Raw genomic sequence first — 26,181 nt, forward strand, 5'->3', positions numbered from 1 at the left:
CCATGACCGCGCTTCGCATGCGTGCACGTGATTTCCTGACCGACGCTCAGCTCGCCGATGTGCGCCAGCGCGAGACGTGGAAGGGCGTCGCGCTGATCGCACACGCCTGGGCACTGATCGTCGGCGCGATCGCGCTCGTGGCGTGGTGGCCCAATCCGCTCACTTACATCTTCGCGGTCGCCATCATCGGCTCGCGCCAGCTGGGCCTCGCGATCCTGATGCATGACGGCGCGCATGGCTGCCTGTCCGCCGACGAGAAGACCAATCTGGCGCTGAGCCAGTGGTTCTGCGCCTATCCGCTCTTTGCCGAGACGCGCAGCTATCGGCGCTATCATCTCCAGCATCATGCGCGCACCCAGCAGGAGGACGATCCTGATCTCGTGCTGTCGGCGCCGTTTCCGATCACGAAGCTCAGCTATCGCCGCAAGTTCATTCGCGACATTACCGGGCAGACCGGCTACCAGCAGCGCAAGGCGCAACTGCTCAACGCGCTCGGGCCGAAGGATTGGCCGTGGCGCCAGCGCGCGGCGCATTTCTGGGAGAAGCTCGGCCCGCAATGCCTCGTCAATGCCGCGATGTTCGCTTTGCTCGTGGCGGCCGGCGTCTGGTGGGCCTATCCGCTGCTATGGCTGGTGCCGCTGCTGACCTGGATGATGGTCATCACCCGCATCCGCAACATCGCCGAGCACGCCGTGGTCCCCGACAGCAGCGATCCCCTGCGCAACACCCGCACCACGCATGCGAACTTTCTCGAGCGCCTGTTCATCGCGCCGTATTACGTGAATTATCACCTCGAGCATCATCTCCTGTTCTACGTGCCCTGCTACAATCTGCCGAAGGTTCATCGCCTTCTGAGCGCGAGCCGGCATGCCGGCCGCATGGAGGTGCAGCCCGGCTACGCCGCCGTGCTGCGGCTTGCGACCGCGAAGCCCGACCGGGAGGACCGTCCCGGCCAGCTGGCGAGCAGCGCACGCCGCGCGCTGGCGGGGGCGGCGGTCGATGCCAACCAGACCGATGGTGGATTCTAGGGCCGCATCCCCAGGTGAATGCCGGCCGAAGTTCCTATCTCGGCTTGACATTCCGGTCCTGGACGGGTCTACGGCCCCTTTCGGAGCATGGTCGGGAACCAAGGCTCGGGCCGGACGTAATCGGCTGCCGGGTTCTCGAAGCGTACGGCTTGAGCGATCAGGGAGCGCCGATGACGGCAGCATTCACATTTCCGGGGCAGGGGTCCCAGGCGGTTGGCATGGGCAAGGCCCTGGCCGATGCGTTTCCGGTGGCGCGCGCCGTGTTCGACGAAGTCGATGCCGCGCTCGGAGAGAAGCTGACGGCGACCATCTGGGATGGCCCGGCCGAGACCCTCCAGCTCACCGAGAACGCCCAGCCGGCGCTGATGGCGGTGTCGATCGCCACCCTGCGCGTGCTGGAGGCGGAAGCCGGGTTTTCCGTCGGGCGGGATGCGGCCTTCGTCGCCGGCCACTCGCTCGGTGAGTATTCGGCGCTCGCCGCGGCCGGCAGCCTGACGGTCTCCGACACCGCGCGGCTGCTTCGCACCCGCGGTCTCGCAATGCAAAAAGCCGTTCCTGTCGGCGTTGGCGCAATGGCCGCGCTGCTTGGCCTCGACTATGAGGCGGCCATGGAGGTTGCGGGCGAGGCTGCGCAGGGGCAGGTCTGCCAGGCCGCCAACGACAATGGCGGCGGCCAGGTGGTGGTGTCCGGCGACAAGGCTGCGGTCGACCGCGCCGTCGAAATCGCCAAGACCAAGGGCGCCAAGCGCGCCATGCTGCTGCCGGTGTCCGCACCGTTCCATTGCAAGCTGATGCAGCCTGCGGCTGACGCCATGGCCGAGGCGCTGGCCAAGGTCACGATCAAGGCCCCGGCTGCGCCGCTGGTGTCGAATGTGCTCGCGAGCGCCATCACCGATCCCGACGAGATCCGCCGTCGCCTGATCGAGCAGGTCACCGGAACGGTGCGCTGGCGCGAGTCGGTCGCCTATATGGCAGGGCAGGGTGTCACCCGCTTCTTCGAGATCGGGGCCGGCAAGGTGCTCACGGGACTCGTCAAGCGCATTGCCGACGGTGCCGTTGGCGTTGCGGTCGGCGGTCCCAACGACATTGCCGCCGCCAAGGATGCATTGGCCGCTGCGACGCAGGCTTAAGTTTGCGCACGATCGTTCCGGAAAGCCGCTGCACACTTTTCCGGATCGTGCTTTGAAGGAGTTTTCGATGTTCGATCTGACTGGCAGGAAGGCGCTCGTCACCGGCGCGACCGGCGGCATCGGCGGCGCGATCGCGCAGGCGCTGCATGCGCAGGGCGCCACCGTTGCGATTTCGGGGACGCGGAAGGAAGTGCTGGATGAGCTTGCCGGCAAGCTCGGCGAGCGCGCCCACGTGCTGCCCTGCAATCTCTCCAAGGCCGACGAGGTCGAGGCGCTGGTGCCCGCCGCGGAAGCTGCGATGGGGCAGGTCGACATCCTGATCGCCAATGCCGGCATCACCCGCGACAATCTCTTCGTCCAGCTCCGTGACGAGGACTGGGAGGAGGTCATCAACGTCAATCTGACTGCGACCTTCCGCCTGGCGCGCGCCGCCACCAAATTGATGATGCGCAAGCGCTTCGGCCGCATCATCGCCATCACCTCGGTGGTCGGCGTCACCGGCAATCCCGGGCAGGGCAACTACACCGCGTCCAAGGCGGGCCTGATCGGCATGATCAAGACGCTGGGCGCCGAATACGCCAAGCGCGGCGTGACCGCGAACTGCATCGCACCCGGCTTCATCAAGACGCCGATGACCGATGCGCTCAACGACAAGCAGCGCGAGACGATTTTGACCAAGGTTCCGGCCGCTCGCCTCGGGACGCCCGAGGACATTGCGGCCGCCGCCGTTTACCTGAGTTCGAACGAAGCAGCCTACGTCACCGGGCAGACCATTCACGTCAACGGCGGCATGGCCATGATCTGAGGCCTCCTCCCGCGCTGCCCATATCCGCAGTGCGGGATGCGGCAAACGGCCGTTTCCGGAGCGAAATGAGGCTTGTAGTCAAGGCAGTTGAAGTATGATAACCGGACCTTCAACGGATGGGCAAAGAACGCCATTGCAGGTTTTTGAAACCCTGTATATTGGCGATGCGGAGCCTTGGCCGTCGTTCGCCGGGCCGCATCGTTGGGATGGGGCCAAATCAAAGATCGTAAGCGAAGGCAGTCAAACGACCACGACGGCTCGTATCGTCCCGGGGGGTCGGGTCTACAGGGAACAACACGAGGTTAAGCAATGAGTGACATTGGCGAGCGGGTTAAGAAGATCGTGGTCGAACACCTTGGTGTTGAGCCCGAGAAGGTTGTCGACAACGCGAGCTTCATCGACGACCTCGGCGCCGACAGTCTGGACACCGTCGAGCTGGTGATGGCGTTCGAAGAAGAATTTGGTTGCGAGATTCCGGACGACGCCGCGGAGACGATTCTCACCGTCGGCGACGCCACGAAGTTTCTCGAGAAGAACGCGAAGAGCTAAGGCTCTTCATTTTCGCGGGGACAACATTGAAACCGGACGGGCCGCTTGCCAGCGGCCAGCCGGTTTCTTGTTATTGGCCGTGAATCTTTCGATGCGGAGTTTTCGGATATGAGGCGGGTTGTCGTCACGGGTCTCGGCATGGTGTCGCCACTCGGCTGCGGCGTCGAGCCGACCTGGAAACGTATCCTCAACGGCGAGAGCGGTGCGCGAGCGATCGAGAGCTTCGACGTCTCCGATCTGCAGACCAAATACGCCTGCACCGTCGTGCGCGGCGACGGCAGCAACGACACCTTCAATCCCGACAAGTGGATGGAGCCGAAGGACCAGCGCAAGGTCGACGACTTCATCATCTTCGGCATGGCCGCGGCCGGCCAGGCGCTCGACGATGCCAACTGGCACCCCGAGTCCGAAGAGGACAAGTGCGCGACCGGCACTATGATCGGATCGGGCATCGGCGGCCTCAACGGCATCGCCGACACCGCGATCCTCTTGAAGGAGCGCGGGCCGCGGCGGGTGTCGCCGTTCTTCATTCCGGGCCGCCTGATCAATCTGGCCTCCGGCTACGTCTCGATCGCCCACGGGCTGAAGGGGCCGAACCATTCGGTGGTCACGGCCTGCTCGACCGGCGCACATGCGGTCGGCGACGCCGCCCGCCTCATCGCGCTGGGCGATGCCGACGTCATGGTCGCAGGCGGTGCCGAATCGCCGATCAGCCGCATCGGCATTGCCGGCTTCAATGCCGCGCGTGCGCTCTCGACCGGCTTCAACGACACGCCCGAGAAGGCCTCGCGTCCCTACGACAAGGACCGCGACGGCTTCGTGATGGGCGAGGGCGCCGGCGTCCTGGTGCTCGAGGAGCTCGGGCACGCCCAGCGCCGCGGCGCGAGGATCTACGCCGAGGTGATCGGCTACGGTCTTTCCGGTGACGCCTACCACATTACGTCGCCGTCGCCCGATGGCGATGGCGGTTTCCGCAGCATGTCGGCGGCGCTCAAGCGCGCCGGCCTGTCGCCGTCCGATCTCGACTACATCAATGCGCACGGCACCTCGACACCGCTCGGCGACGAGATCGAGCTCGGTGCAGTCGAGCGCCTGCTCGGCAACGCCGCCTCCAAGGTCGCGATGTCCTCGACCAAATCGTCGACCGGCCATCTCCTCGGTGCCGCCGGCGCGATCGAGGCGATCTTCGCCGTTCTCGCGATTCGCGATAACGTCGTGCCGCCGACGATCAACCTCGACAATCCCTCGGTCGAGACCGCCATCGACCTCGTGCCGCACAAGGCGAAGAAACGTGAGGTCAATGTCGCGTTGTCGAATTCTTTTGGTTTTGGCGGTACCAACGCATCGGTGATCGTCCGGCGCCTGGTCCATTAGTTTGTGGTTGCGACGAATCCACCGTTTTGCCGTATTCGGCGATAGTCATGGAAGCGGGCGTGCATTTGGCAGGGCAAGCGATTGCCAGGCTGCGATTGAACCGGCAGGATTCAGGTTGCTTCGATGAGTGAAAGGCCGCCCATTTCGCCCCGGAGCCCGCGGGCAGCGCTCGAGCCCGAGCAGGTCCCGCCGCCGCCGAAGCGATCAGACCGCGCGCGCAACCCATTCGTGGTCGTCGGCAACGCCATCATCACCCTGCTGTTGATCGCCATGCTCGGCGCCGGCGGCGTCTACTATTACGGCCGGCAGGTCCTGGAAGCACCCGGGCCGCTGAAAGAGGACAAGATCGTCAACATCCCGCAGCGCGCGGGCAAGCGCGACATCGCCGAGACGCTGAACCGGGAAGGCGTGACCGATGTCAATCCATGGGTGTTCATTGCGAGCGTTGCCGCGCTGAAGGCGAGCTCCGACCTCAAGCCGGGTGAGTATTCGTTCCAGAAGAATGCGTCCTTGCGCGACGTCATCGCCACCATTGTCGAGGGCAAGGTGGTGCAGCACGCCGTGACGATACCGGAGGGCCTGACCTCCGAGCAGATCGTGGCGCGGCTCTCCGACAACGACATCTTCACCGGCAGCGTGCGCGAGCTGCCGCGCGAGGGCACGCTCTTGCCGGAGACCTACAAGTTCCCGCGCGGCACCACGCGCGAGCAGGTGATACAGCGCATGCAGCAGGCGCACAAGCGTGTGCTGGCCGAGATCTGGGAGCGCCGCAATCAGGACATTCCGGTCAAGACGCCGGAGCAGCTGGTGACATTGGCCTCGATCGTGGAGAAGGAGACGGGCAAGCCGGACGAGCGCAGCCGCGTCGCCGCGGTGTTCGTCAACCGGCTGAAGCAGCGGATCAAGCTCCAGTCCGATCCGACCATCATCTACGGTCTCGTCGGCGGCAAGGGCACGCTGGGACGTCCGATCAAGCGCAGCGAGATCACGCAACCTTCGCCCTACAACACCTATGTGATCGAGGGGCTGCCGCCGGGCCCGATCTCCAATCCCGGCCGCGCCTCGCTGGAGGCCGCCGCCAACCCGGCCCGCACCCGCGACCTCTATTTCGTCGCCGATGGCACCGGCGGGCACGCCTTCACCGAGACCTACGACGCGCATCAGAAGAACGTCGCCAAGCTGCGCGCGATGGAGAAGCAGATCCAGAACGACACGGTCGAGCCGGCCGAGGATGCGCCGCCGCCGGCCGCCGCCGCGCCCGCCGCGACCGATGCGCCGACCGCGACCACGCCGGCGCGGCCCAACCAACAGAAGAAGCCGCCGGCCCGCCCGGCCAATCCGGCGCCGGCCCGGCAAGGCGCGGTGCAGCCCTCGCCGCCGGTGGTCCAGCGTTAGGCTGGCTGCAGGTCCGCCACGGGACTTTGCGGATTCCACTTTCCTGCAAAATAGTCTTAAGATTCGCGTGGCTTGATGCCTCGCGAATCCTGCGTTTCCGGAGAAATTGACCTGATGGCGCTGTCGTCCATGACCGGCTTTGCCCGAAGCCAGGGCGCAAGCGGGCCGTATACGTTCGAATGGGAATTGAAGTCGGTCAACGCCAAGGGCTTTGACTTGCGGGTGCGGCTGCCGCAGGGGTTCGACGAGCTCGAGGCCTACGCCAAGAAGCGCGCTGGCGAGCTTTTGTCGCGCGGCACCGTCTACGCCAATCTCAACGTCAAGCGCGCCAACGCCGCCGCCACCGTCCGCGTCAATGAGGACGTGCTCAACGCCGTCCTCAAGGCTGCGGCGCTGATCTCCGGCAAGGTCGACGCGGTGGCGCCGAGCATCGACGGCCTGCTCGCCATCAAGGGCGTCGTCGAGGTCGCCGAGCCCGAGGGCGACGAGGAGGAGGACAAGGCGGCGCGCGCTGCCGCGGCCGAGGCCTTCGACAAGGCGCTTGCCGAGCTCGTCGCGATGCGCAAGCGCGAGGGCGCCTCGCTCGGGCAGATCCTGACCCAGCGCGTCGACGAGATCGAGCAGTTGTCGAAGCAGGCCGAGGCTGCGCCGGGCCGCAAGCCCGAGGCGATCAAGGCGAGGCTCGTCGAGCAGATCGCGACTCTGCTCGACACCTCCGACCGTTTCGATGCCGACCGCCTGATGCAGGAGGCGATCCTGATCGCCACCAAGGCCGACATCCGCGAGGAGCTCGATCGCATCGCCTCGCACATTGCGCAGGCGCGCGAATTGATCGGCAAGGGCGGCCCGATCGGACGCAAGCTCGACTTCCTGGCGCAGGAGTTTCACCGCGAGGTCAACACCTGCTGCTCGAAGTCGAACGACATCGAGCTGACCAATACGGGGCTCGCCATGAAGAACGTGGTCGAGCAGTTCCGCGAACAGGTCCAGAATCTGGAGTGATCGATGACGACAAGCGGTCACGGAACTGACGGGGTCGAGCGGCGCGGATTGATGTTCGTGCTGTCCTCGCCGTCGGGCGCGGGCAAGACGACGCTGTCGCGTCTGTTGATCGACCGGATGCCGGGCCTGCGCATGTCTGTCTCGGCGACGACGCGAGCGATGCGTCCCGGCGAGGTCGATGGGCGCGATTATCTGTTCGTCGACAAGCCCAGGTTCGAGGCGATGGTGAGGGGCAACGAACTCCTGGAATGGGCTACCGTGTTCGACAACAGCTACGGCACGCCGCGCGCGCCGGTCGAAGCCGCGCTGTCATCGGGGCAGGACGTGCTGTTCGACATCGACTGGCAGGGCACCCAGCAGCTGCGCGAGAAGGCGCGCGCCGACGTCGTCAGCGTCTTCATCCTGCCGCCCTCGGCCGGCGATCTCGAGAAGCGTCTGCATTCGCGCGCGCAGGATACCGACGAGGTGATCCGCAAGCGCATGAGCCGCGCCAGCCATGAGATGAGCCACTGGGCCGAGTACGACTACATCGTCATCAACCACGACGTCGACGAGGCGTTCGCCGAGGTGCAGTCGATCCTGAAGGCCGAACGCCTCAAGCGCGAGCGGCGGATTGGCCTCGTGGAATTTGTGCGAAGTCTGCAAGGTCAGCTTCAAGGCTAGGCTGCTTCAGCCGCGGCCCTTCCTGCGCCAGCCGTTCCAGCATCGCCGTGATCACGTCGATGTCGACGGACTCCTCTTTGTGCGCATCTTCTTTGCCTTCATCCACGTCGCGATCGGCCGGCGCTGCTTCGGAAGCGTCGGTGGCCGCGACCTGCGGCGCCGACGCCTCGATCGCGAATTTGCCGTTGAATATGTCGGCCTCGTCGAGATCTGCGATCACTTTGCGAGCAGGAGCAGAGTGCGCTGCGATCCTGCCGATCGCACTGCTGAATTCGGTGAGCCGCGCGGCTTTTGGTTGCGCAGCTTTCAGCTGCGCGGCTTTCAGCTGCGCGGCTTGGGGCTGTATGATCTGAGGACGTACCGCATCGAAATCCACCGGGCCGGCCGTCTGCGCGCGCGAGGCGTCATCGCGCCAGGGGGCGCGGCTCGGATTCTCGTCCTGCGGCTCCCAATCGTCCCAATGCGCGCGGCGGTCGGCTTGGCGGCCGCGCCTGCCGGCGAAGCGGTAGATGATGCTGGCGAGGACGCCGGCCAGCGCCAGCGCGCCGCCGATCACGAGCAGCAGCATCTGGACGGAGCCGGCCGGCTTGTCGGTGCTGCCGTCTGCGGCAGCCAGCGCCATGGGCCCCGGGGATTTCGACGGTTTCGTGCCCGGCGCCGCGACAGGCGCGGGCGCCGGCTGCGGCGCGGGCGATGTGGCCGTGGAGGGATCAGGCCAAGGGGATGCGGTGGCGGGCTGCTGCGCGCTGCTGTCAGCGGAGGGGTTCGCAGCCTGTTGCGTTGGCGTCGTCGGGGCGGCCTGCGCGGGCACGGCCGGCGCGGCGGCGGTCTGCGGCTTCAGATATTCCGCGCGCGCGTCCTGCACCGAGTGCTGCGGCGGTACCGCTGCATCCGCTGCGGGGCCGGCGGCCGCGGTCTGCACCGGCTTTCCGCTGTCCTTTGCATTGTCCTTGCCGCCTTCAGCACGGAGATACCAGCACTGCCGTTTGGTCGAGCGATCGAGGCGATAGTACCAATGCTGGCCCTGCGGCGCGGTGCCCTTCGGCGAGGCGAGGCAGTCGGCGTCGGCGCTGGCCGGGCTCGATGCAGCCGGCGCGTTCTGCGATACGGCAGCTATGGGCGCGCCGGCAATGATGCTGCCAATCAGCGCGGATATGAACTTTGCGGTGCGGTTGCCCATCCTGGTCTCCCGGTTACGCATGACGCAACTCTGAACCGGCCCTTTGTCATCAAAGACTTGGGTGGCAATGAGCCGCAAATCCGGAGAGGATGTGGCTTGAATCAGGCCTGTGCGGCGGTCGTTCCACCGCGAATTGAGCATTTTCTTCGACGTTATTGCTTCGTCGAAGTCCAGGTTCCGCCGCAGCCGTCGGAGCGGCCCCAGGTGCCGGAACCGCTGCGTCCCGCGAGGCGGCCAATAATGGCGGCAGTCTAACAGCCCGGCGCCCGAGAAAAAGCCGTGAGACATTCTGTGCATGCGAAGCGCTTGAGCATTCAGAGAGGTCGTCCTGCCCGCCCCTGTCCTGGACAAGTTCGGCCATGACGGCGTCGACATATCGAACAGGCGAGGGGCCATGCCTCTTCCTTCCCAAGGCAGGATCTGCCCGAGCTTTGCCCTCGTTCGCCGCCCGATGGAGCCAAAGGGCGCAGGGAAGGCCGGGCGCCGGCTGGCACCCGCAGATCCGTGCGCCAGGAAAATGCACACGGGGTGGATCACAGGTGATGCCGGTCGCCCGGCCTTCCCTGCGCGGATGGTTTTAACGGTGTCCTTCGTGCTCTCCTCGGGGAGCGATGCACTATTGCTCCCGTCGCCTTGCAGATCTCGATGCGCGCGCCCGGTCGGGCCGCCACATCACCGCAAGCCTTGACGCACAGACCCCGGGCGTCAGGACCACACGACTTCTCCGTCCGCGGACGGTTTCGCCGGATCGTCGGGGCTGGCGCGTGCTCACCCTCGACGACTGACGAACCCGCTATGACCACGCCGTGTCGTCCGCGTTGCGTGAGGACTCACGGTTGCCCGCCCTGTCATCACGCCAATCGCGCCGGCGCTGCCGCGTCCATCGCAAACCCGGCCCGCATGTCGTGACGGTCGCGAACGCCCCTTTGGCAGGGCCGAGGTACGGGGTGTATGCCACAAATCCGAAATTCGGAAAAGTGAAATATTTTCGCTGCTAGGGGTTGACTGGGTGTGTCGGCCGGAGCTGCCTGGACCTCCGCCGATCGTTCCAAGGCGCGCGAGCACATTCCATTAAAGCGCATAGCGGTGCATCTTCGCGATGCGAGCGGCAACAACGCGGATGATGCCGACGTGCCTAATCGGCTCGCGTTGCAGGGCAGGGGAATCGCATATGGATTTCACGAGGATTGTCTGCGGGCTTGCTCCGCCTCTCCCGCTTGCGGGAGAGGCCGACGCGCCCCGGGCGATGCGAAGCATCGTCCCGCGCGCGGCGGGTGAGGGCTCTTTCCTCTGGGGATTATCCCGTTGCGGAGACACCCTCTCCCGCAAGCGGGAGGGAGCCCGGTGCCGATGCCGCCGCATCCTGCAAGCCATATGCGATTGCCCTGCGTTGCAGGGCGTGACGTCTTTCAGTTTCGTTCAGCGGACGCAACTGAAGGCGGACGGCGGTGCTTCTCGCGCACGACCGTCCGCGCCGAAGCGATCTCGGTCAGTAGCGATAGCCGTAAGGATACTGACCCGGGCAAACCCAATTGCCGTAGGTATCGTAGGTGCAGCCGCTATTGTTGTTGTAGTAGCCGTAAGCTCCTGCTGCGGCGGCTCCCACCGCAGCCGCTCCCAGACCATAGGCTGCGCCTCTATAGGCGCCGCGATAGGCCGCATTGCGGTAAACACCCCTGGCGACCGGTCGTCCAGGTATCGGGCGGTATCCATAGCCGCGGCCCGCCACGCGATATCCGCCGACACGTCCGGCGTGAACAGCGCCGCCGCGGAAGTGAGCTCCGCGCATGCCTCCGCCTCCGTGATATCCGCCGCCGCCGCGGCGGGCATATGCCTCATCTGGAATCAGGCTCGCGGTGATTAGGACGAGAGCTGCCAGCGCAGCGAGAATATATCGAAGCATGGCGTTCCTCCGTGAGTTGGGGTGCCGTGCAACACCGACGCGATTTCCGCGCCATGTGGATCGGCGCCTGTCCGAGAACCTCAGCTTCTCACCAGTGCCTGATTTGACTTAAATCAAGCATCCTCGCGGTTGGGCGCGCGCAAGCATCCAGAAATGAGTGCGCGGAGCCATGGTTGCGCTCCTCCGACGTGCGTCTGGTTCCAGATGAGGAAGTTTATCATGTCGGCCATCGTCGGATTGCGGCTGACGCGACATCATCATGAGGCGATGCCTCGCCCTTACCGCCGATCCGCGAGGACCATCGTTGCAGAGGATCCACTCGCTATCACCACGCTTGCTTTGGCAGCTCGTGCGCGACGGACGAATGCTGGGGAACAACTCCCGCGCGGCCACGTCATCCATGAGACGAGGGAGATGCCCATGAAAATGCTCGTTGCCGCGATGGCATTTGCAGCCATGTCTGGGCCGGTCATCGCCCAGAATACGGGTCCGGCTCCGCAAACCGGGATGGACAGGCCGGAAAATACCAACGGTGCCACGGAGAAAGGGGCGATGGACACCACAGGCATGAACCCCAATCGGGTAAACCCACCCGAGACGAAAGATGCATCCAAAGAACTCAGGACGCGCGACAAGAAGAAGTAGGCGTTCGCAACGGCTCCCCCATCCTGCGGCTTTACCCCGGAGAACGTCGAGACGCAGCGGAAGGAAACTCGACAAGGCGGCTAGCCCCGCACGCGTCCGACCGCGCTTCAGCTCAGGTAGTCCGGTCTGAAATCGGCGAGCGCTTGCAGCTCGTCGCGCTCGAGCAGCCTGATCTCGCTGCCCTCCCACGCGATCAGGCCGCGATGCCGTAGCTCCTGGATGGTACGGTTGACGTGGACGATCGACAGGCCGCAGGCGTCAGCAACGTGTCGCTGTGTCATCGGCATCTGGAAGCAGCCGTCAGTGACGAGGCCGACGATCTCGAGCCTTGCGGCGAGCTCGCAAATGAGATGGGCGACCTTGGGCAGGGCCGCCTGGGCGCCGAGGCGCGCGATCCATCGCCGCGAGATCGCCGCATCGATCAGCGTCTCGCGCCAGAAGGCGCGGGTCAGATGCAAGGAGTCGTCGAGCAGCTGCTTGAGCTGGGCGTGCGCGACATAGCCGACGACCGATGGTCCAAGACCGACGAGATCGGCGTCCATGGGCGAGACCAGCAGCGTGTGCAGGCACGGCATGTCGCCGGGCACGTGGAAGGACAGGATCTGGGTGCGGTCACCAACGATGCGGGCCTGGTAGAGGAAGCCGCTGGCGACGAAGACACAACGCGAGGCGGCTTCGCCCTGGCGCAGCACGATCTCGCCATCCGCGACCTGGCGCAGCGTCGACGGCAGGCCGGCGATCTGCCGCCGTTCGTTTTCGGAGAGACCTTCGATCGCCTGGAGACGCGCGATGAACTTCAGATGCGGCATGAGGGAAGACGCGCCTCAGCCGTCCCGCGGCACGGGAGCCTCGCGCAGGCGCCGCGACAGCTTGGCGATGGTCCAGTCGGAGACGGGCAGGCTGCGGAACTCGCGGACGGCGCGGGCCAGCTCGTGGTCCGACATCGGCCGGAGCGGCTCGGCCACCGTGCCGTTTGCGAGGGCGTCGCTGATGCTGTCGAGGTGCTCGTCCGGATCCGCTGCGAACAGGCGGCAGACGCGCTCCAGGATAGTCGTAGGGCTCATGGGGCGGCTCGATCCGCAATCGGGGGTGACGGGAGGGGCGATGCGGCGTCGTCGCGACCCCTTTAGCAACCTGTGCTTCCGGTTCGCGTTCTAGTCCGCTGAACGCAGGCCTGACGTATCATTTGATAGAACCGGCGGGATTTTTGGCGGCTGCCATGGAAAGAGCCCACGACGTACTGATCCGGAACCTCGGCGAGCACACCAAGCTGACCGGGGAGGATGTCGCCGAGATCCGCGCGCTCACCTTCACCCAGCGCGATTTCGCGCCGAACGAGGATTTCATCCGGCAGGGCGACGCGCCCCAGCATTCGGCGCTGGTCGTCTCCGGCACGGTGGCGCGCTACCACCTGCTCGGCAGCGGGCGGCGGCAATATCTCGCGTTCCATCTGTCCGGAGACCTGCCGGACTCCCAGGGCTTGTTCATCGACCAGATGGACCATGCGCTCTGTGCGCTTGGGCCCGCCACGGTCGCCTTCATCCCGCATCGCGAACTGTTCATCGCCTTCCGGCGGCGGCCGACGTTTGGAATGGCGGTGTGGCGCGAGACGCTGCGCGACGCCGCCATCTTTCGCGAGGCCATCACCAACAACAGTGCCCGGCCGATGCAGGCGCGCATGGCGCATCTGTTCTGCGAGCTGTTCTACCGCGCCCGCGCCGCGCAGCTCGTGCGCGGCAACCGCTGCCGCGTGCCGATCAGTCTCATCCAGCTCGGCGAGGCGCTGGGCATGGCGATTGCGACCGTCAACCGGACGCTCGCCGAACTCCGGCGGACCGGCGCCATGGATCTGCGCGAGGGCCAGCTGATCGTGCTGAAATGGCGCGAATTGCAGCGGCTCGGGGATTTCAATCCGGCCTATCTGCATCTGAAGCAGCAGTCGTCGCGGTGAGCGCACGACGCCTGAGGCGCTCCTGCGCCGCGAGGATCCATTTGGCGGCGCGCTGCTCGAACGGATGGGCCGCGTTGCACGGGCCGAGGGCGCCGCGGTTGTCACCCGAACCGTGCTTCGCAATCCTGCAAGAATCTTCGCTGCGCCGCATGCGCGCGGTAGGCATCGATCGCCCGGTTGGCGAGCATCAGCTGCCGGCGTTCGCCGAGCCTGAGCTGCGCTTCGATCGCGTCGAGAATGACGTTGGCGGACTCGTCGGGAGCACCGAGCTCGCCGCTCTTCTCGAGGGCGCTCCAGGCGATGAAGAATGCGCTTTCGACGGTGCAGCGGATGGACATGCGCTGCCAACGCGGAGCAGTCCCAGCCGTTCCGCGCGGGATCGTGCCCTGAGCACAAAAGTCGAGTGTTACTTCAGCGAGCTGCTGCTCGAGCCGAACTTCGTTTTGAGCGACGTGCCGAGATTGTTGATGACCGCGATGATCGCCAGCGCGATACCTCCAGCGATCAAGCCGTATTCGATCGCGGTGGCGCCGGACTCGTCGGCCAGGAAGCGCCGGATGATCTATACGGTCTCACCAGAATTCCGCAAGCAAGCTGGAGGACAGTAATCCGCATGCGCGAGGTTCCCCAATTCGGAACCCCGCCTTGCCGCCAATTCCGAGTTGATTGCGCAAGAGAAACCCTGCGCCTCGCCGCGAATTGCACCCTCAGTTCTTCAGCACGATGCGGCCGACGACCTTGCCGGCGCGCAATTCGTCGATCCATTTCTGCACGTCGCCCATCGGCTCCTCGCGCATCGGAGGCGGCCTGATCTTGCCGGCGCGGGCGAGCGCCATCAGCTCGTGGGCTTCAGCGAGCGTGCCGACCATGAAGCCCTCGACGGTGAGGCGCTTGTAGACCCATTGCACCATCGGCAGCGTGAACTGGCCGCCCATCAGGCCGGAGACCACGACCTTGCCGCCGCGCGCGGCCACGGCCACGGCGAACGCCATCGATTTCTCGTTGCCGGCGAAGTCGACGACCTCGTCGAATCCGCCCTCGGTCTCTTTCAGGATGCGCCTGATCACGTCGGGCTCGGACGGATCGTAGGCGAGGGCTGCGCCATTCCTCAGCGCGGTCTCGCGCGCGGCCGGCGAGAGATCGGCGACGGTGATCGGCTGCTTGAACATGGCCTGCGCGAACGACAGGCCCATCATGCCGACGCCGCCGAGACCGATCAGCAGGAGGTTGCGCTGACGCGGACGGTCGACCAGGCGCTTGAGCGCACCATAGGCGGTGACGCCCGAGCACATCAATGTCGCGGCCTGGTTGACGGGCAGGGGATCATAGTCGAGCAGGTATTTTGCGTCGGGCACCAGCACGTGGGTGGCGAAACCGCCGTCGATGGAGACGCCGAGGAAGCGCTGCTTCGTGCAGAGGTTCTCGTCGCCATTGGCGCAATCGCGGCACTGGCCGCAGCCGATCCAGGGGAAGACCGCCTTCCTGGCGCCGACGAGCCCAACCGGCACGTCCGGACCGACCTCGTCGACGATTCCTGCGATCTCGTGACCGAGCGTGAACGGCAGCGTCATGCCGCGCGTGGTGTCGAGCTTCTTGCCGCCGCCGAGATCGGCATAGCCGTCCTGGATGTGCAGGTCGGAATGGCAGAGGCCGCAGCGCTCGATGCGCACCAGCACCTCGCGTCCTTGCGGCTTGGGCGTCTCGACGATGGTCTCGCACAGCGGCGCATCGAACTTGACCAGGGATTGCCGACGCATCAGCGCCATATTCCTTCCTCCGAAATTCTTGTTACTCAGCTTCGCTGCGTATATCGGCCAATTCACGTGCCATGGCAACAAAGCCGGAGATGGGAATGGTCTCGGCGCGTCGCGTCGCATCGACGCCGGCCGCTTGCGCAAGTTGCGCCGGATCGACGCCGAGTGACTTCAGGCTTTGCCGCAGCATCTTGCGGCGCTGGCCGAAAGCTGCGGCCGCGACCTGCTCGAGCAGCCTGCGATCGCACGGCAGCGGTTCTGGGCGCGGCACAAGACGCACGACGGACGAGGTGACCTTCGGCGGCGGCACGAAGGCCGACGGCGAAATGTCGAACAGGATCTTGGTCTCGCAGCGCCAGTTGGCGAGCACGCCGAGCCGGCCATAGGCTTCCTCGTCCTCGCGCGCGACGATGCGCTCGCCGACCTCGCGCTGGAACATCAGCACCATCATGTCGTACCAGGGCGGCCACGGCTCGATGGTGAGCCAGTTGATCAAGAGCTGGGTCGCGATGTTGTAGGGCAAATTGGCGACGATCTTCGCCCGTTCATCCGACAGCAGCGGGCGCGGATCGAAGGTCATGGCATCGCCATGCACGATCTCGAGCCTATCAGGATAGCGCGCGGAAATATCTTCCAGCGCCGGAATCGCACGCTCGTCATGCTCGATGGCGATGACGCGCCTCGCGCCGAGCGCGAGCAGCGCGCGGGTCAGCCCGCCGGGGCCGGGGCCGATCTCGACGATGGTGGAATCTTCGAGCGGCGCCGCCGCACGCGCGATGCGCGCGGTGAGGTTGAGGTCGAGCAGAAAATTCTGGCCGAGCGATTTGCGGGCCGACAGCGCGTGCTGGCGAATGACCTCGCGCAGTGGCGGGAGGTCGTCGATCGCGCTCATCAGGGCTTGGCAGCCGCCATGCGGCCTGCGAGCTGAAGCGCCGCGATCAGGCTGGCCGGATTGGCTTTGCCGGTGCCGGCGATGTCGAAGGCGGTGCCGTGATCGGGCGAGGTGCGAATGAAGGGTAGGCCAAGCGTGACGTTGACGGCGTCGTCGAACGCGACCGTCTTGATTGGGATCAGCGCCTGGTCGTGATACATGCAGACCGCGCAGTCATAGCTGGCGCGCGCAGCGTCGTGGAACATGGTGTCGGCGGGCAGCGGGCCCTTGGCCTCGATGCCGTCGTTGCGCAGAACCTTGAGCGCCGGCGCGATCACCGTCTGCTCCTCATGGCCAAGCGAGCCGTCTTCGCCGGCATGCGGATTGAGGCCCGAGATCGCGATCCGCGGCTGCACGATGCCGAAGCGGGATTTCAGCTCGGTCGCGACGATACGAACGGTGGAGACGATCAGCTCGCTCGTCAGCTGGGTCAGCGCATCGCGCAAGGCGACGTGGATGGTCACGGGTACGACCGCGAGCCGCGGCGACCACAGCATCATCACCGGCTGCGGCACGCGGCCGTTCTCCGCGGCAAGCTCCGCGAGGAATTCGGTGTGGCCGGGATGACGGAAGCCGGCGCGGTAGAGCACGCTCTTGGCGATCGGGTTGGTGACGACGGCGCCGGCGCGGCCCGCGCGGACATCCGCGACCGCTTGTCGGATCGAGGCGAGCGCGGCCGGCGCGCTCGATGTGTCGGGCGTGCCGGGCTCGGCGCTCGCACGCTCGCCGGTCGCAACCACGGGCAGAGCGTCGGTGAAGGCGGCCGCGGCCTCAGCGGGGCTCACCGCGGCGATCCTGAGATCGGCGCCGAGCGCCTTGGCGCGGCGGGCGAGCAAGGCCTCATCGCCGAGCAGGTAGAAGGCGGGCAGGTTCAGCTCGCGGCGGCGGAGCCAGGCGGCGATGGTGATGTCGGGGCCAATGCCGGCGGGCTCTCCCAGGGTGAGGGCGAGGGGCTTTGTCGGGGCGGTGGCCATCAGCGGTTGCGATATTCGATCATCGCGGCCTTGCGGAGCTCGTCGAGATAGGCCTTCTGGGTCTTCTCGTACTTCTCCTGATACATCTTCTCGCGGATCTCGCGCTTCTTCGGCGTGTCGATCGTGGTCGGCTTGCGCGAGCATAGCACCACCATCTCGATGCCGGCCCTGGTCACTTCGGGCGGGGTCAGGTGGCCGACCGGCGTGTCGTCGAGCACCTTGCGCAGCGCCTCGGGCAGGTCCGCGGTGGTCTTGGTCACGCTCTCGCGGATGGTGGCGTTCGGGGTCGAGCGGAACAGCGAATTGGCTTCCTCGCAGCTCCCGACGCGGGCGCGGTAGCCCTCGGCCTCCTTGTGCCGCGTCTCGATGAACCCCTGGGACGAGCCCCGCGGCACGATCAGCACGATCGGCTGCATCTTGTATTCGGTGCCCTCGATCTGGAGCTTCTCGTTGCCGGCTTCGCGCACCTTGTCGGCGACGTCCTTCTCGCCGACCATCAGCTTCTCCTTGAAGCGGCCGCGCACGAGGCTGGTCCAGACCATCTCGGCCTTCATCCGGCCCTTCAGCGTCTCGGGGCGGACGCCCTTGGCCTCGAGCGACTTGGTGAGCTGCTCCGCCGAGATGCGCATGCGCTGCGCCATGCCGTCGTAGGACTGGTTGATGTCGGAGACACCGGGGTCGACGCCGTACTTCTTGCCTTCCTTGATCTTCACCTTGTCGTCGATCAGCTCGTTGATGACCTCCTGCCGGCTCGGCGTCTTCTGCGTCGTCAGCTGGTCGAGCTTGGAGCGCTGCTCGATATCGAAATCGGTGATTGGATCGCCGTTGACCATGACGACGATGTTCTGCGCCCGCGACGGCGAGGAGAGGCCGGTCAGCAGCAGCCCGGCACCGATGGCGAGGAGGAAGCGGAAGACAGGCAATGGGGTCGTCATGAGTGTCGCTCGCATGTCCGCCGTCGTGAGCCTGCGAAGAGGCAACGCGGCCGGGACTTCAAACCGTTCACTGGAGGCCGGCGGAACTGCTGCTGCTGCCTGTCGACGTCGCCAGGGTACGCAGGCCGATCTGGAACATAAACGCGTGGCTCAGCACGGGCGGCGTGGTGCCCGCCGAATAGCTGTACGAAGTTACATAGTTCGCCGCCAGCACGAAGCAATCGTCGACATAGCCGGCGCCGAGCACATATTGGTTGATCTTGTTGGCCTCGAGGTCCCAGCGCGCCGAGCCCGTGACCACCCAGTTGGCCGCGACCTTGATCGAGCCCGAGGTCAGGATGCCCTCGCGGCGGGTCAGATAGCCGAGTTCCGGCTGTGCGGCATAATTGCCGTACATCACGCTCATCGACCAGCGATTGAAGTTGGCGCGGCCTTCGGCCTCGAAGCGCTGCACGTTCCAGGTCTGCTCGTCCATGCGGGAGCGGACGCTGAACGTATAGGTGCTGTTGGGCGAGTAGGCGGCGCTCGCGACATAGTCGGACCGCGGCTTGTCGAGGCCGGACTCAAGACCGGTATTGGTGGAGTCCTGGACCGCGTAGGAGTTCAGGCCGAACAGCTGGTAGGACTGGCCGAACAACACCTTGACGGCACCGCCCCTGTCGAACTGGGTGGTGGCCTGGACGCCGACATTGGCGCGGCCGCCGCCCTCGACGCGGTCGTAGCCGGAGAACTTGTCGACGCTGAACAGGTTCGAGGCGTCGAACACCATGCTCTGGGCGTCCTCATTGGGGAACCTGCCGGCATAGGTCTCGTTCGGTCGGATGATGATCTGCGCGATCGGCTCGACGGTGGTCGAGCCCCAGGGTTGAACGTTGATGAAGGGGTAGCGGTATTCGAGACCCACGGTCGGCATCAGGCGGAACGCCTGGGTGTCGCCGACCGGCAGGTAGTTCGACACGCCGGGCTGATTGGAGACCGAGGAGTTGACCGCGTCGGCGCGCAGAATCGCGAACGGGGTCCAGATCTCGCCGAACGGATCGGTGTAGGATTTGCGCCACTGCGCTTCGGCCGTGAGGCGCGTGTAGGTGCCGGGGAAGCCGCGCAGCAGGCACTGCGACGGCGTGCGGGCGAGCGGATCGGCCGACGTGGTCGTGCACAGGCCGGCGGTGTTGGCGATCGTCGTGATCGGATCGAACACCGCGCTGTCACGCGACAGGTTGACGAAATTGGTCCTGTAGCTGAACTCGCCGCCGAACACCGGATAGTTCAGTACGTTCGAATAATCGATCACGGGGTAGACGACCGGCACCTGGCTCTGGTTGCCCGAATAGCTCAGCCAATACATCGTGCGCGCGTCGAAGAAGCTGCGGTTGCCGACGCCGGTCAGATAGAGCTGCGACAGCGCGTCGGTCGGCAGATAGAGGAACGAACCCATGGGATCGCGGTACTGCGACAACCGGTAGTCCGAGAAGAAATAGTAGTCGGACATCAGGACGCCGTCCCAACCCCAGACCCACTTGTCGTTCAGCGCGAACTGGCCCTTGGTGTCGACGGCGCCGCGGAACTGGCGGTCGCCGGGCTGACCGGCGAGCGCACCCGGGTCGAGCTGGTCGATGCCGTAGAGGCGGATCTGATAGGCGCCGTCCATCAGCCGCTGGCGGTATTCGGCCTGGAACAGCACGCCCTGCTTCGTGGTGATGCGCGGGTTGAAGGTCAGGTCCATGTCGGGCGCGATCGCCCAGTAGAACGGGATTTCGACGCCGTAGCCGAACGGCGTGTTGGACGTGAAGCCCGGCATCAGGAAGCCGGTCTTGCGCTTCACGGTCGGGTCGGGCGTCGAGAAATAGGGCATGTAGGCGAGCGGCACGCCGAAGAATTCGAGCTGCGCCGTCTCGAAATACAGCATCTTCTCCTGCTGGTCGTGGATGATGCGGGCACCCTTGACCTGCCAGAGCGGCGGCTTCTTCGGATCGTCCTTACACGGTGCGCAGGCGGTGTAGACGCCGTTCTCGAACACCGTGTAATTGCCGCTGGAGCGGTCGGCGCGGCTCGCGGCCATGCGGGTCTGGTCGGCGGTGTCCACGCGCAGCGAATCGACGAAACCGTCGCGGTAGTCGTCGGAGAGATCCATGATCTCGGCATAGGTGATCTTGCCGTCGGCATCCGTCATGCGGATGTTGCCCTCGGCATGCAGCCGCTTGGTCTTCTGGTCGTAGATGACCCTGTCGGCCTCGACGCTGGTGCCGTTGTAGAACAGCTGGACGTTGCCGACCGCGGAGACGCGCGAATTGTTGTAGTCGTAATCGACCTCGGTCGCTTGCACCAGCATCTGGTTGTCGTTGGCGACCTTCGGCGGCTTCGGACGCGGCGGCAGCGGATTGTAGGTGAAGCCCTGGGCCGCGGCCGGTGTCACCGTGGCGACGTCGATCAGGCCGCCGAACGAGGCAGCCGTGACGACGGCGAGCAGGAGCCTGCGGATGGACAAACCGCACCCGTTCGCGCGCACCACAGTGCGCCGCGTCAAACGAGACACGGGTCCTCGACGGACGGCAGTCACTAACCGTCCTCCTGGTACAACAAGGCCAAAAAGCCGGTGAGGCCGCCCACCACCACGGGCAACCACGCCGCAGCGATCGGATGCATCAACTCAGCCTTGCTCAAGTCTTCAGTCACTTTCGATAGAACGTAGAGCAGAAAGCCTGCGCCCACGCCACTCAAAACCATCTTCTGCACGCCGCCCATCCGGAAGAAGCGCAACGACACGGAGGCCGCGAGCATCACCATGGCAGCCAGCAAAAACGGCTGCGCCAGGAGCTTTTGATACTGGAGTCGGTATCCGGCTGTCGCGAAGCCCGAGCTCTCCGACGAGCGGATGTAGCTCGGTAGTTGCCAAAAGGACACAGTCTCGGGTGTGGAAAAGCTGTTGCGGACCTGCGCCTCGGTCAGCGTCGTCGGAATCTCCAACGTCGCCTGGTCGACCGGCGGTGAGTCCAGCGTGAAGCGGCGGACGCCCCTGAACAGCCAGTGGCCGGACTCGAGGGTGGCTTCACGCGCCTCGATCCGCTCCTTGAAGTGCTGATCTGTGTCGAATCGGAACAGCGTGAGCCCGGTGAGGCGCACGCCCTGCTGCTCGCTCCGCGCGGCATTGATGATGGTCTGGCCGTCGCTGGTGACCTGGTTGAGCCAGAAACCGGTGGCGTCCTGGATGCCGCCGCCCGGCGCCGAGCCGAACAGCTCGGCTTCCATGCGCTTGGAGAGCTCGCGCAAGTTCGCCGACATCGGATTATAGGCGACGGTGGCGATCACCCCGATCAGCAGCGCGCTGCCGAGCGCGGGGGAGATGAACTGCCAGGCCGAGATGCCGGCGGCGCGCGCAACCACGAGCTCGAGCCGGCGGGAGAGGGCGAGATAGCAGGTCATGGCGCCGATCAGCATGCAGAACGGCGTCAGCTTCTCCAGCAGCTGCGGCACCCGGAACAGCGAGGTCTCGGCCACCATCAGCGCGGAAGCGGAGGCAAGGCCGGAGGTCTTGCGCACCATCTCGATGTAGTCGACCAGCACCAGCAGCAGGAAGATGCTCACGAACACGCCGAGCGCCGCGACGACGAAGCGTCCGGCGAAATAGCGCCCGAGCGTATTGGTGAGCATGCTCATGCGGTGGCCGGCCGTCCAAACAGCCGCGCGATGCGGGCGTTCGATTTGTTGATGGCTTCCATGAGACCGGGAGGCGGCTCGACGACGATACCGCCGATGATCATCCACAGCCCGACGCCGATGGCACCGAGAACCATGGCGTATTGGACCGCGACCGGGCCCGGCGATTTCACCGCCATCACCGAGCAGGCAAAGCCGGCCATGCGCAGGCCGAACACCGCGAGGATCGAGGAGCCGATCGAGAAATTGCGGCTCTGGCGGGTGGTGCGAGGCGCGCCGAGGAAGGCGAAGGTCAGCACGGCAAAGGCAAACGGGTAAATCGGCGCCAGGAGGTTGTCATGCAGGGCCGAGCGGAACTGCCCGGGAATCTGCTTGTAGACGGGGTCATCGTCGGACGGCGAGAACAGCTCCCAGAGATAGCGCTCGCGGATGCCGAGCGTGACGTCACGGCCCTGGTTGCCGAACTTCGACATGTCGAAGCCGTAGCGGCCGAATGCCACCAGCGCAGGATCGCGCTTGCCGGCCTCGAACCGCTGGAGATTGCCGTCCTTCAGCACCAGGAACGAGCCGTTCTCGTTCTTCACCACCTCGCCGTGCTCGGCGACGATCGAGATGCGCTCGTTCGGATCGCGGCGGTCGTCGATGAAGATGCCAGCGAGGATGCCGCCGGGCTGGCGCTCGCGGATCCGGATCGTCAGGTTCTTGTCGAGCTGGGCGAAGCGGCCCGGCTGCAGGATGTTGGTGAGCACGTCGGCGGTGATCTCGGCGTCCCACTGCTTGATCCGCCGCATGCCGTCGGGGGCGAGATAGGCCGCGATGAAGGCGACGAGCGCCGCCACCACGCAAGTGGCGTAGAAGAACGGATAGAACAGCCGGAACGGCGAGAAGCCGGCGGCATTCATCACGATGATCTCGGAATCGGTCGCGAGCTTGTTCAGCGTGTGCGAGATCGCGATCATCAGCGCGATCGGCGAGATGATCAGCACGAGCGCCGGCACGACGAGGCTGGTGATGCCGAGGAAGGTCAGGATGGTCTGACCCTGGCTCGTCATCAGGTCGATGCCGCGCAACGCCTGCGTAATCCAGATCACGCCGGTAAGGCTGACCAGGACCAGCGCAAACGACGCCAGCGTCGTGCGGAATATATACCTATCGATCGACCCCATGCGCTATCGCACGAATCCCACCAAGTCCCCAACTCAGGCCGGAATTTCATCTGACCAACCAATCCCGGAAGGGGATTCCCCAAGGTCGGACCAACAGTTCTTCCGCCGGCTTACTTTCTCACTACCATCCCTTTGATCCGTCAACAAAATGGCTGCCCCGTGGCACCCTCAACATATGGTTAATATTTCGCCCGTTGTGGCCGGGCGGCCACGGCGCGGCTTGGCATCTGCCGCGTCGGTGGCCCATAGTGCGCACAGTGCAGTGAATCGCCATTCAGCTCCGGCCCCCTTACCGGGGGTCGAGGAAGGGCGAAAAGCCTGATGTTTTGAAGGAGTTACCCATGTCCGATGCCATCAAGGTCGGCTTCGTCCCGTTGTCTGCCGCCCCCCGTGGCATCCTCGTGGTGTTCTGCGACGACCTCCTGAAGCTGGGACCAGCGACGGCCAAGGCGCTCGGCGGCGCGACCGATCTGGTGAAGCGGGCGGCATCCACCGCCGGCTTCAAGGGCAAAAGCGGCGCGGCGCTCGACATCCTGGCGCCGGAGGGGGTGAAGGCCAGCCGCCTGGTCGTGATCGGCGCCGGCAAGGCGGCAAGCCTGAAGGCGAACGATTTCCTCAAATTCGGTGGCGTCGCCGCCAGCAAGCTCTCTGCCGAGGCCACCGCCATGACCATCATGGCGGAATTGCCTGATGGCGCCATGACAAGCGAGCAGGCGGTAGCGATCGCCTCGGGCCTGCGGCTGCGAGCCTACAAGTTCGACCGCTACAAGACCAAGAAGAAGGACGGCGAGGAGCGCGGCTTGCGCGCCGACATCTCGCTCGCGGTGGGCGATGCAGGTGCGGCCAAGAAGGCGTTCGCCTCGGCCGGCCATGTCGTCGACGGCGTGATCATCGCGCGCGACCTCGTCAACGAGCCGCCGAACGTGCTCTACCCCGAGGAATTCGCGCGCCGCGCGAGCCAGCTCCGCAAGCTCGGCGTCAAGGTCGAGGTGCTCGACGTCAAGGCGATGCAGAAGCTCGGCATGGGCGCGCTGCTCGGCGTCGGCCAGGGCTCGGCGCGGCCGAGCCGGACCGTGATCATGCGCTGGGACGGGGGCAAGAAGGGCGATGCGCCGGTCGCCTTCGTCGGCAAGGGCGTCTGCTTCGACACCGGCGGCATCTCGATCAAGCCGGCCGGCAGCATGGAGGACATGAAGGGCGACATGGGTGGCGCGGCTTGCGTCGTCGGCCTGATCCATGCGCTGGCGGCGCGCAAAGCCAAGGCCAACGTGGTCGGCGCCATTGGCCTCGTCGAGAACATGCCGGACGGCAACGCGCAGCGGCCGGGCGACATCGTCACCTCGATGTCGGGCCAGACCATCGAGATCATCAACACCGACGCGGAGGGGCGCCTCGTGCTGGCTGACGTGCTCTGGTACGTCGCGAAGAGGGTCAAGCCGAAATTCATGGTGGATCTCGCCACGCTCACCGGCGCGATCATGGTCGCGCTCGGCACCGAGCATGCCGGCATGTTCTCCAACAATGACGAGCTGGCCGAGCGCCTGCTCGCGGCGGGTATCGAGAGCGGGGAGAAGGTCTGGCGCATGCCACTCGGTCCCGAATATGACAAGCTGATCGACTCCCAGTTCGCCGACATGAAGAACACCGGCGGCCGTCACGGCGGCTCGATCACCGCGGCGCAGTTCCTGCAGCGCTTCGTCGACGGCACCCCGTGGGCGCATCTCGATATCGCCGGCACTGCGATGGGCGCGCCGAAGACCGACATCAACCAGAGCTGGGGAAGCGGCTACGGCGTCCGCCTGCTGGATCGCCTGGTGGCCGATCACTACGAGCGCAAATGATCCACGATGACTGAAGTGCTGTTCTATCATCTGCAAAACATGACGGTGGAGAGCGTGTTGCCGCCGCTTCTCGAGAAATCGCTCGAGCGCGGCTGGCGCGTGGTCGTGCAGTCGACGTCGGAGGAGCGCGCCGATGCACTCGACGCGCATTTATGGACCTATCGCGACGATTCCTTCCTGCCGCACGCGACATGGCGCGTGAATGATGCCGCCGATCAGCCGATCCTACTGGCGATTGCGGAGGACAATCCGAACGGCGCCAATGTCCGCTTCCTGATCGACAACGCCGCGCTGCCGCAGGACGCGCAGGGCTATGAGCGGATGGTGTTGCTGTTCGACGGGGACGATCCGGATGCCCTGGCGCTTGCGCGCAGCGCCTGGACGGATTGCAAGGCGCGGGGATTTGATGTCACCTATTGGCAGGCCGACGAGCGGGGCCGGTGGCAGCGCCGGAATTAGCGGTGCATCGCAATTAAGGATAATTTGCACTTTTCGGGCGAGGCTGGCTTTGGTCAATTTCGTGCCGCAAAGTGATGTTGGGACAAACGCTTAGGGCTCGTCCTTCACGCGGGGAATTTAGTTTATCGTGCGACATCAAAAGCTTCCCAGCTCGCTCATAATTGCGCTCGCAGTCCTGGCGCCGCTGGTCGCGGGCTGTTCGGGCGGGACCGATCTGCTGTCGAAGGATGCCGAGTGGTTCCAGCGGCCGGGGCGCCTCTTCATCAAGAGCATCTCGATCGAGTCGCCGCCGCTGACGCCCGACAAGCCGGTGACGGCAGAGGATCTGGTCAGCGCCGACGGCGCTTGTCCCGGCATGGCGCCGGCTCCGGGACCTGCCGATGCCAACGCGTCGACGACCGCACCGGCGCCCGTCGGCGGCACGGTCGCGCTCGGCCACACCGAATGCGATGTCGTGCGCGGCATCGGTGCGCCCTCGAGCGTCAACCTCTCCAACGATGCCGCCGGCCGCCGCGTCGCCGTGGTGACCTGGACGACCGGTCCGCGCGCGGGCATCTACACCTTCACGTCCGGCCGCCTGTCCTCGATCGAGGGCAATCCCGAGCCGCAGGTCGTGCCGAAGGCGACCAAGCCGAAGGCAAAGAAGAAGTCGGCGTAAGTGAATGCTCGTGTCCCGGACGCGTCGCGTCATGAAATGACGCGCCGCTGAGCCAGGACCCATGCTTCAGCCTGCGCGCGGATTTCTGGGCCCCGGCTCTGCGGCGCATCGCTTTGCGCCGCGCCTTGTCCGGGGCACGAGAGCAAGCGCGCTAAAGCGCGATGAGATCAGGACGAATCATGAT

Annotated in this window: 26 protein-coding genes; 13 read left to right on the top strand and 13 right to left on the bottom strand. The window is 65.5% G+C overall.

The genetic code is table 11. The annotated features are described in order from the left end of the window. Nucleotides 1–2: 2 nt before the first annotated feature. The 8 genes from AC5V87_RS18790 (at nt 3) to gmk (ending at nt 7,946) form a co-directional block, all read left to right on the top strand. Nucleotides 3–1,028: a fatty acid desaturase family protein gene (locus AC5V87_RS18790; RefSeq protein ID WP_495371822.1), complete on the top strand. Its 1,026-nt coding sequence runs from the start codon at nt 3–5 to the stop codon at nt 1,026–1,028. Between the two features lie 170 nt (nt 1,029–1,198). Continuing rightward, nucleotides 1,199–2,158 carry an ACP S-malonyltransferase gene (fabD, locus tag AC5V87_RS18795; protein ID WP_495371823.1) on the top strand — a complete coding sequence of 320 codons (960 nt, stop codon included), beginning with the start codon at nt 1,199–1,201 and terminating at the stop codon, nt 2,156–2,158. A 67-nt stretch (nt 2,159–2,225) separates the two neighbouring features. After that, nucleotides 2,226–2,963, top strand: a complete 738-nt coding sequence (gene fabG, locus AC5V87_RS18800) for a 3-oxoacyl-[acyl-carrier-protein] reductase (protein WP_495371824.1) — start codon at nt 2,226–2,228, stop codon at nt 2,961–2,963. 309 nt (nt 2,964–3,272) lie between these two features. Then, nucleotides 3,273–3,512 (top strand): acyl carrier protein, encoded by a 240-nt coding sequence (locus AC5V87_RS18805; protein WP_008551805.1) that lies wholly within the window; start codon nt 3,273–3,275, stop codon nt 3,510–3,512. 108 nt (nt 3,513–3,620) lie between these two features. Beyond that, on the top strand, nt 3,621–4,886 hold the full coding sequence (gene fabF / locus AC5V87_RS18810) for a beta-ketoacyl-ACP synthase II (RefSeq protein WP_456838823.1): 1,266 nt from the start codon (nt 3,621–3,623) through the stop codon (nt 4,884–4,886). A gap of 123 nt (nt 4,887–5,009) precedes the next feature. After that, complete coding sequence (gene mltG, locus AC5V87_RS18815; protein WP_456838822.1) at nt 5,010–6,281, top strand: endolytic transglycosylase MltG; 1,272 nt, start codon at nt 5,010–5,012, stop codon at nt 6,279–6,281. Nucleotides 6,282–6,395: 114 nt separating this feature from the next. Continuing rightward, entirely contained in the window at nt 6,396–7,283 is an 888-nt protein-coding gene (locus AC5V87_RS18820) for a YicC/YloC family endoribonuclease (protein ID WP_495371825.1), read from the top strand. Nucleotides 7,284–7,286: 3 nt separating this feature from the next. Beyond that, nucleotides 7,287–7,946 carry a guanylate kinase gene (gmk, locus tag AC5V87_RS18825; RefSeq protein WP_456838820.1) on the top strand — a complete coding sequence of 220 codons (660 nt, stop codon included), beginning with the start codon at nt 7,287–7,289 and terminating at the stop codon, nt 7,944–7,946. On the opposite strand, the gene AC5V87_RS18830 is transcribed toward gmk, so the two are convergent. Beyond that, nucleotides 7,879–9,522, bottom strand: a complete 1,644-nt coding sequence (locus tag AC5V87_RS18830) for a hypothetical protein (RefSeq protein WP_495371826.1) — start codon at nt 9,520–9,522, stop codon at nt 7,879–7,881. The two genes, gmk and AC5V87_RS18830, sit on opposite strands and share 68 nt — an antisense overlap. Before the next feature lie 1,093 nt (nt 9,523–10,615). Next, nucleotides 10,616–11,029, bottom strand: coding sequence for a hypothetical protein (locus AC5V87_RS18835; RefSeq protein WP_456838818.1), 414 nt, complete (start codon nt 11,027–11,029; stop codon nt 10,616–10,618). Between the two features lie 420 nt (nt 11,030–11,449). On the opposite strand from AC5V87_RS18835, the gene AC5V87_RS18840 reads away from it, so the two are divergent. Beyond that, nucleotides 11,450–11,674 (top strand): hypothetical protein, encoded by a 225-nt coding sequence (locus tag AC5V87_RS18840; RefSeq protein ID WP_456838817.1) that lies wholly within the window; start codon nt 11,450–11,452, stop codon nt 11,672–11,674. 107 nt (nt 11,675–11,781) lie between these two features. Here the strand turns inward: AC5V87_RS18840 and AC5V87_RS18845 are convergent, their stop codons facing one another. Continuing rightward, complete coding sequence (locus AC5V87_RS18845) at nt 11,782–12,483, bottom strand: Crp/Fnr family transcriptional regulator (protein WP_456838816.1); 702 nt, start codon at nt 12,481–12,483, stop codon at nt 11,782–11,784. Nucleotides 12,484–12,498: 15 nt separating this feature from the next. Then, nucleotides 12,499–12,738, bottom strand: coding sequence for a hypothetical protein (locus AC5V87_RS18850; protein WP_456838815.1), 240 nt, complete (start codon nt 12,736–12,738; stop codon nt 12,499–12,501). Nucleotides 12,739–12,893: 155 nt separating this feature from the next. Here AC5V87_RS18850 and AC5V87_RS18855 point away from each other — a divergent pair, with 155 nt between their 5' ends. Continuing rightward, nucleotides 12,894–13,625 (top strand): Crp/Fnr family transcriptional regulator, encoded by a 732-nt coding sequence (locus tag AC5V87_RS18855; protein ID WP_456838814.1) that lies wholly within the window; start codon nt 12,894–12,896, stop codon nt 13,623–13,625. A 101-nt stretch (nt 13,626–13,726) separates the two neighbouring features. On the opposite strand, the gene AC5V87_RS18860 is transcribed toward AC5V87_RS18855, so the two are convergent. From AC5V87_RS18860 to lptF, 9 genes are all read right to left on the bottom strand, one after another. Further along, nucleotides 13,727–13,963, bottom strand: a complete 237-nt coding sequence (locus AC5V87_RS18860; protein ID WP_456838813.1) for a hypothetical protein — start codon at nt 13,961–13,963, stop codon at nt 13,727–13,729. 68 nt (nt 13,964–14,031) lie between these two features. Next, nucleotides 14,032–14,187 (bottom strand): Flp family type IVb pilin, encoded by a 156-nt coding sequence (locus AC5V87_RS18865; RefSeq protein WP_456843355.1) that lies wholly within the window; start codon nt 14,185–14,187, stop codon nt 14,032–14,034. A 145-nt stretch (nt 14,188–14,332) separates the two neighbouring features. Next, on the bottom strand, nt 14,333–15,391 hold the full coding sequence (locus AC5V87_RS18870; RefSeq protein WP_495367436.1) for an alcohol dehydrogenase: 1,059 nt from the start codon (nt 15,389–15,391) through the stop codon (nt 14,333–14,335). 22 nt (nt 15,392–15,413) lie between these two features. Continuing rightward, on the bottom strand, nt 15,414–16,271 hold the full coding sequence (gene rsmA, locus AC5V87_RS18875) for a 16S rRNA (adenine(1518)-N(6)/adenine(1519)-N(6))-dimethyltransferase RsmA (RefSeq protein WP_456838811.1): 858 nt from the start codon (nt 16,269–16,271) through the stop codon (nt 15,414–15,416). Beyond that, entirely contained in the window at nt 16,271–17,284 is a 1,014-nt protein-coding gene (gene pdxA, locus AC5V87_RS18880; RefSeq protein WP_456838810.1) for a 4-hydroxythreonine-4-phosphate dehydrogenase PdxA, read from the bottom strand. The genes rsmA and pdxA overlap by 1 nt, the downstream gene beginning before the upstream one ends. Further along, a complete protein-coding gene (locus AC5V87_RS18885; RefSeq protein WP_456838809.1) occupies nt 17,284–18,219 on the bottom strand; it encodes a peptidylprolyl isomerase in 936 nt (311 codons plus the stop codon). The genes pdxA and AC5V87_RS18885 overlap by 1 nt, the downstream gene beginning before the upstream one ends. Nucleotides 18,220–18,286: 67 nt before the next feature. Beyond that, on the bottom strand, nt 18,287–20,776 hold the full coding sequence (locus tag AC5V87_RS18890) for an LPS-assembly protein LptD (protein ID WP_456838808.1): 2,490 nt from the start codon (nt 20,774–20,776) through the stop codon (nt 18,287–18,289). Beyond that, the gene (lptG, locus tag AC5V87_RS18895; RefSeq protein ID WP_456838807.1) at nt 20,776–21,873 is read right to left on the bottom strand and encodes an LPS export ABC transporter permease LptG; all 1,098 of its coding nucleotides are present in this window, start codon (nt 21,871–21,873) and stop codon (nt 20,776–20,778) included. The genes AC5V87_RS18890 and lptG overlap by 1 nt, the downstream gene beginning before the upstream one ends. Next, complete coding sequence (gene lptF, locus AC5V87_RS18900; protein ID WP_456838806.1) at nt 21,870–23,039, bottom strand: LPS export ABC transporter permease LptF; 1,170 nt, start codon at nt 23,037–23,039, stop codon at nt 21,870–21,872. Before lptF ends, lptG begins: the two co-directional genes overlap by 4 nt. Before the next feature lie 341 nt (nt 23,040–23,380). Here lptF and AC5V87_RS18905 point away from each other — a divergent pair, with 341 nt between their 5' ends. The 3 genes from AC5V87_RS18905 (at nt 23,381) to AC5V87_RS18915 (ending at nt 25,997) form a co-directional block, all read left to right on the top strand. Beyond that, the gene (locus tag AC5V87_RS18905; protein WP_495367437.1) at nt 23,381–24,880 is read left to right on the top strand and encodes a leucyl aminopeptidase; all 1,500 of its coding nucleotides are present in this window, start codon (nt 23,381–23,383) and stop codon (nt 24,878–24,880) included. A gap of 6 nt (nt 24,881–24,886) precedes the next feature. Continuing rightward, nucleotides 24,887–25,339: a DNA polymerase III subunit chi gene (locus tag AC5V87_RS18910; protein ID WP_456838804.1), complete on the top strand. Its 453-nt coding sequence runs from the start codon at nt 24,887–24,889 to the stop codon at nt 25,337–25,339. A 127-nt stretch (nt 25,340–25,466) separates the two neighbouring features. Then, entirely contained in the window at nt 25,467–25,997 is a 531-nt protein-coding gene (locus AC5V87_RS18915; RefSeq protein WP_495367438.1) for a hypothetical protein, read from the top strand. The last annotated feature ends 184 nt before the right edge of the window (nt 25,998–26,181 follow it).

Source organism: Bradyrhizobium sp. SOJA106 (assembly GCF_059448745.1).

Bases quoted from the DNA above. Each gene is read 5' to 3' on its own strand.
- AC5V87_RS18790 (WP_495371822.1), top strand. From the start codon at position 3: ATGACCGCGCTTCGCATGCGTGCACGTGATTTCCTGACCGACGCTCAG.
- fabD (WP_495371823.1), top strand. From the start codon at position 1,199: ATGACGGCAGCATTCACATTTCCGGGGCAGGGGTCCCAGGCGGTTGGC.
- fabG (WP_495371824.1), top strand. From the start codon at position 2,226: ATGTTCGATCTGACTGGCAGGAAGGCGCTCGTCACCGGCGCGACCGGC.
- AC5V87_RS18805 (WP_008551805.1), top strand. From the start codon at position 3,273: ATGAGTGACATTGGCGAGCGGGTTAAGAAGATCGTGGTCGAACACCTT.
- fabF (WP_456838823.1), top strand. From the start codon at position 3,621: ATGAGGCGGGTTGTCGTCACGGGTCTCGGCATGGTGTCGCCACTCGGC.
- mltG (WP_456838822.1), top strand. From the start codon at position 5,010: ATGAGTGAAAGGCCGCCCATTTCGCCCCGGAGCCCGCGGGCAGCGCTC.
- AC5V87_RS18820 (WP_495371825.1), top strand. From the start codon at position 6,396: ATGGCGCTGTCGTCCATGACCGGCTTTGCCCGAAGCCAGGGCGCAAGC.
- gmk (WP_456838820.1), top strand. From the start codon at position 7,287: ATGACGACAAGCGGTCACGGAACTGACGGGGTCGAGCGGCGCGGATTG.
- AC5V87_RS18830 (WP_495371826.1), bottom strand. From the start codon at position 9,522: ATGGCCCCTCGCCTGTTCGATATGTCGACGCCGTCATGGCCGAACTTG.
- AC5V87_RS18835 (WP_456838818.1), bottom strand. From the start codon at position 11,029: ATGCTTCGATATATTCTCGCTGCGCTGGCAGCTCTCGTCCTAATCACC.
- AC5V87_RS18840 (WP_456838817.1), top strand. From the start codon at position 11,450: ATGAAAATGCTCGTTGCCGCGATGGCATTTGCAGCCATGTCTGGGCCG.
- AC5V87_RS18845 (WP_456838816.1), bottom strand. From the start codon at position 12,483: ATGCCGCATCTGAAGTTCATCGCGCGTCTCCAGGCGATCGAAGGTCTC.
- AC5V87_RS18850 (WP_456838815.1), bottom strand. From the start codon at position 12,738: ATGAGCCCTACGACTATCCTGGAGCGCGTCTGCCGCCTGTTCGCAGCG.
- AC5V87_RS18855 (WP_456838814.1), top strand. From the start codon at position 12,894: ATGGAAAGAGCCCACGACGTACTGATCCGGAACCTCGGCGAGCACACC.
- AC5V87_RS18860 (WP_456838813.1), bottom strand. From the start codon at position 13,963: ATGTCCATCCGCTGCACCGTCGAAAGCGCATTCTTCATCGCCTGGAGC.
- AC5V87_RS18870 (WP_495367436.1), bottom strand. From the start codon at position 15,391: ATGGCGCTGATGCGTCGGCAATCCCTGGTCAAGTTCGATGCGCCGCTG.
- rsmA (WP_456838811.1), bottom strand. From the start codon at position 16,271: ATGAGCGCGATCGACGACCTCCCGCCACTGCGCGAGGTCATTCGCCAG.
- pdxA (WP_456838810.1), bottom strand. From the start codon at position 17,284: ATGGCCACCGCCCCGACAAAGCCCCTCGCCCTCACCCTGGGAGAGCCC.
- AC5V87_RS18885 (WP_456838809.1), bottom strand. From the start codon at position 18,219: ATGACGACCCCATTGCCTGTCTTCCGCTTCCTCCTCGCCATCGGTGCC.
- lptG (WP_456838807.1), bottom strand. From the start codon at position 21,873: ATGAGCATGCTCACCAATACGCTCGGGCGCTATTTCGCCGGACGCTTC.
- lptF (WP_456838806.1), bottom strand. From the start codon at position 23,039: ATGGGGTCGATCGATAGGTATATATTCCGCACGACGCTGGCGTCGTTT.
- AC5V87_RS18905 (WP_495367437.1), top strand. From the start codon at position 23,381: ATGTCCGATGCCATCAAGGTCGGCTTCGTCCCGTTGTCTGCCGCCCCC.
- AC5V87_RS18910 (WP_456838804.1), top strand. From the start codon at position 24,887: ATGACTGAAGTGCTGTTCTATCATCTGCAAAACATGACGGTGGAGAGC.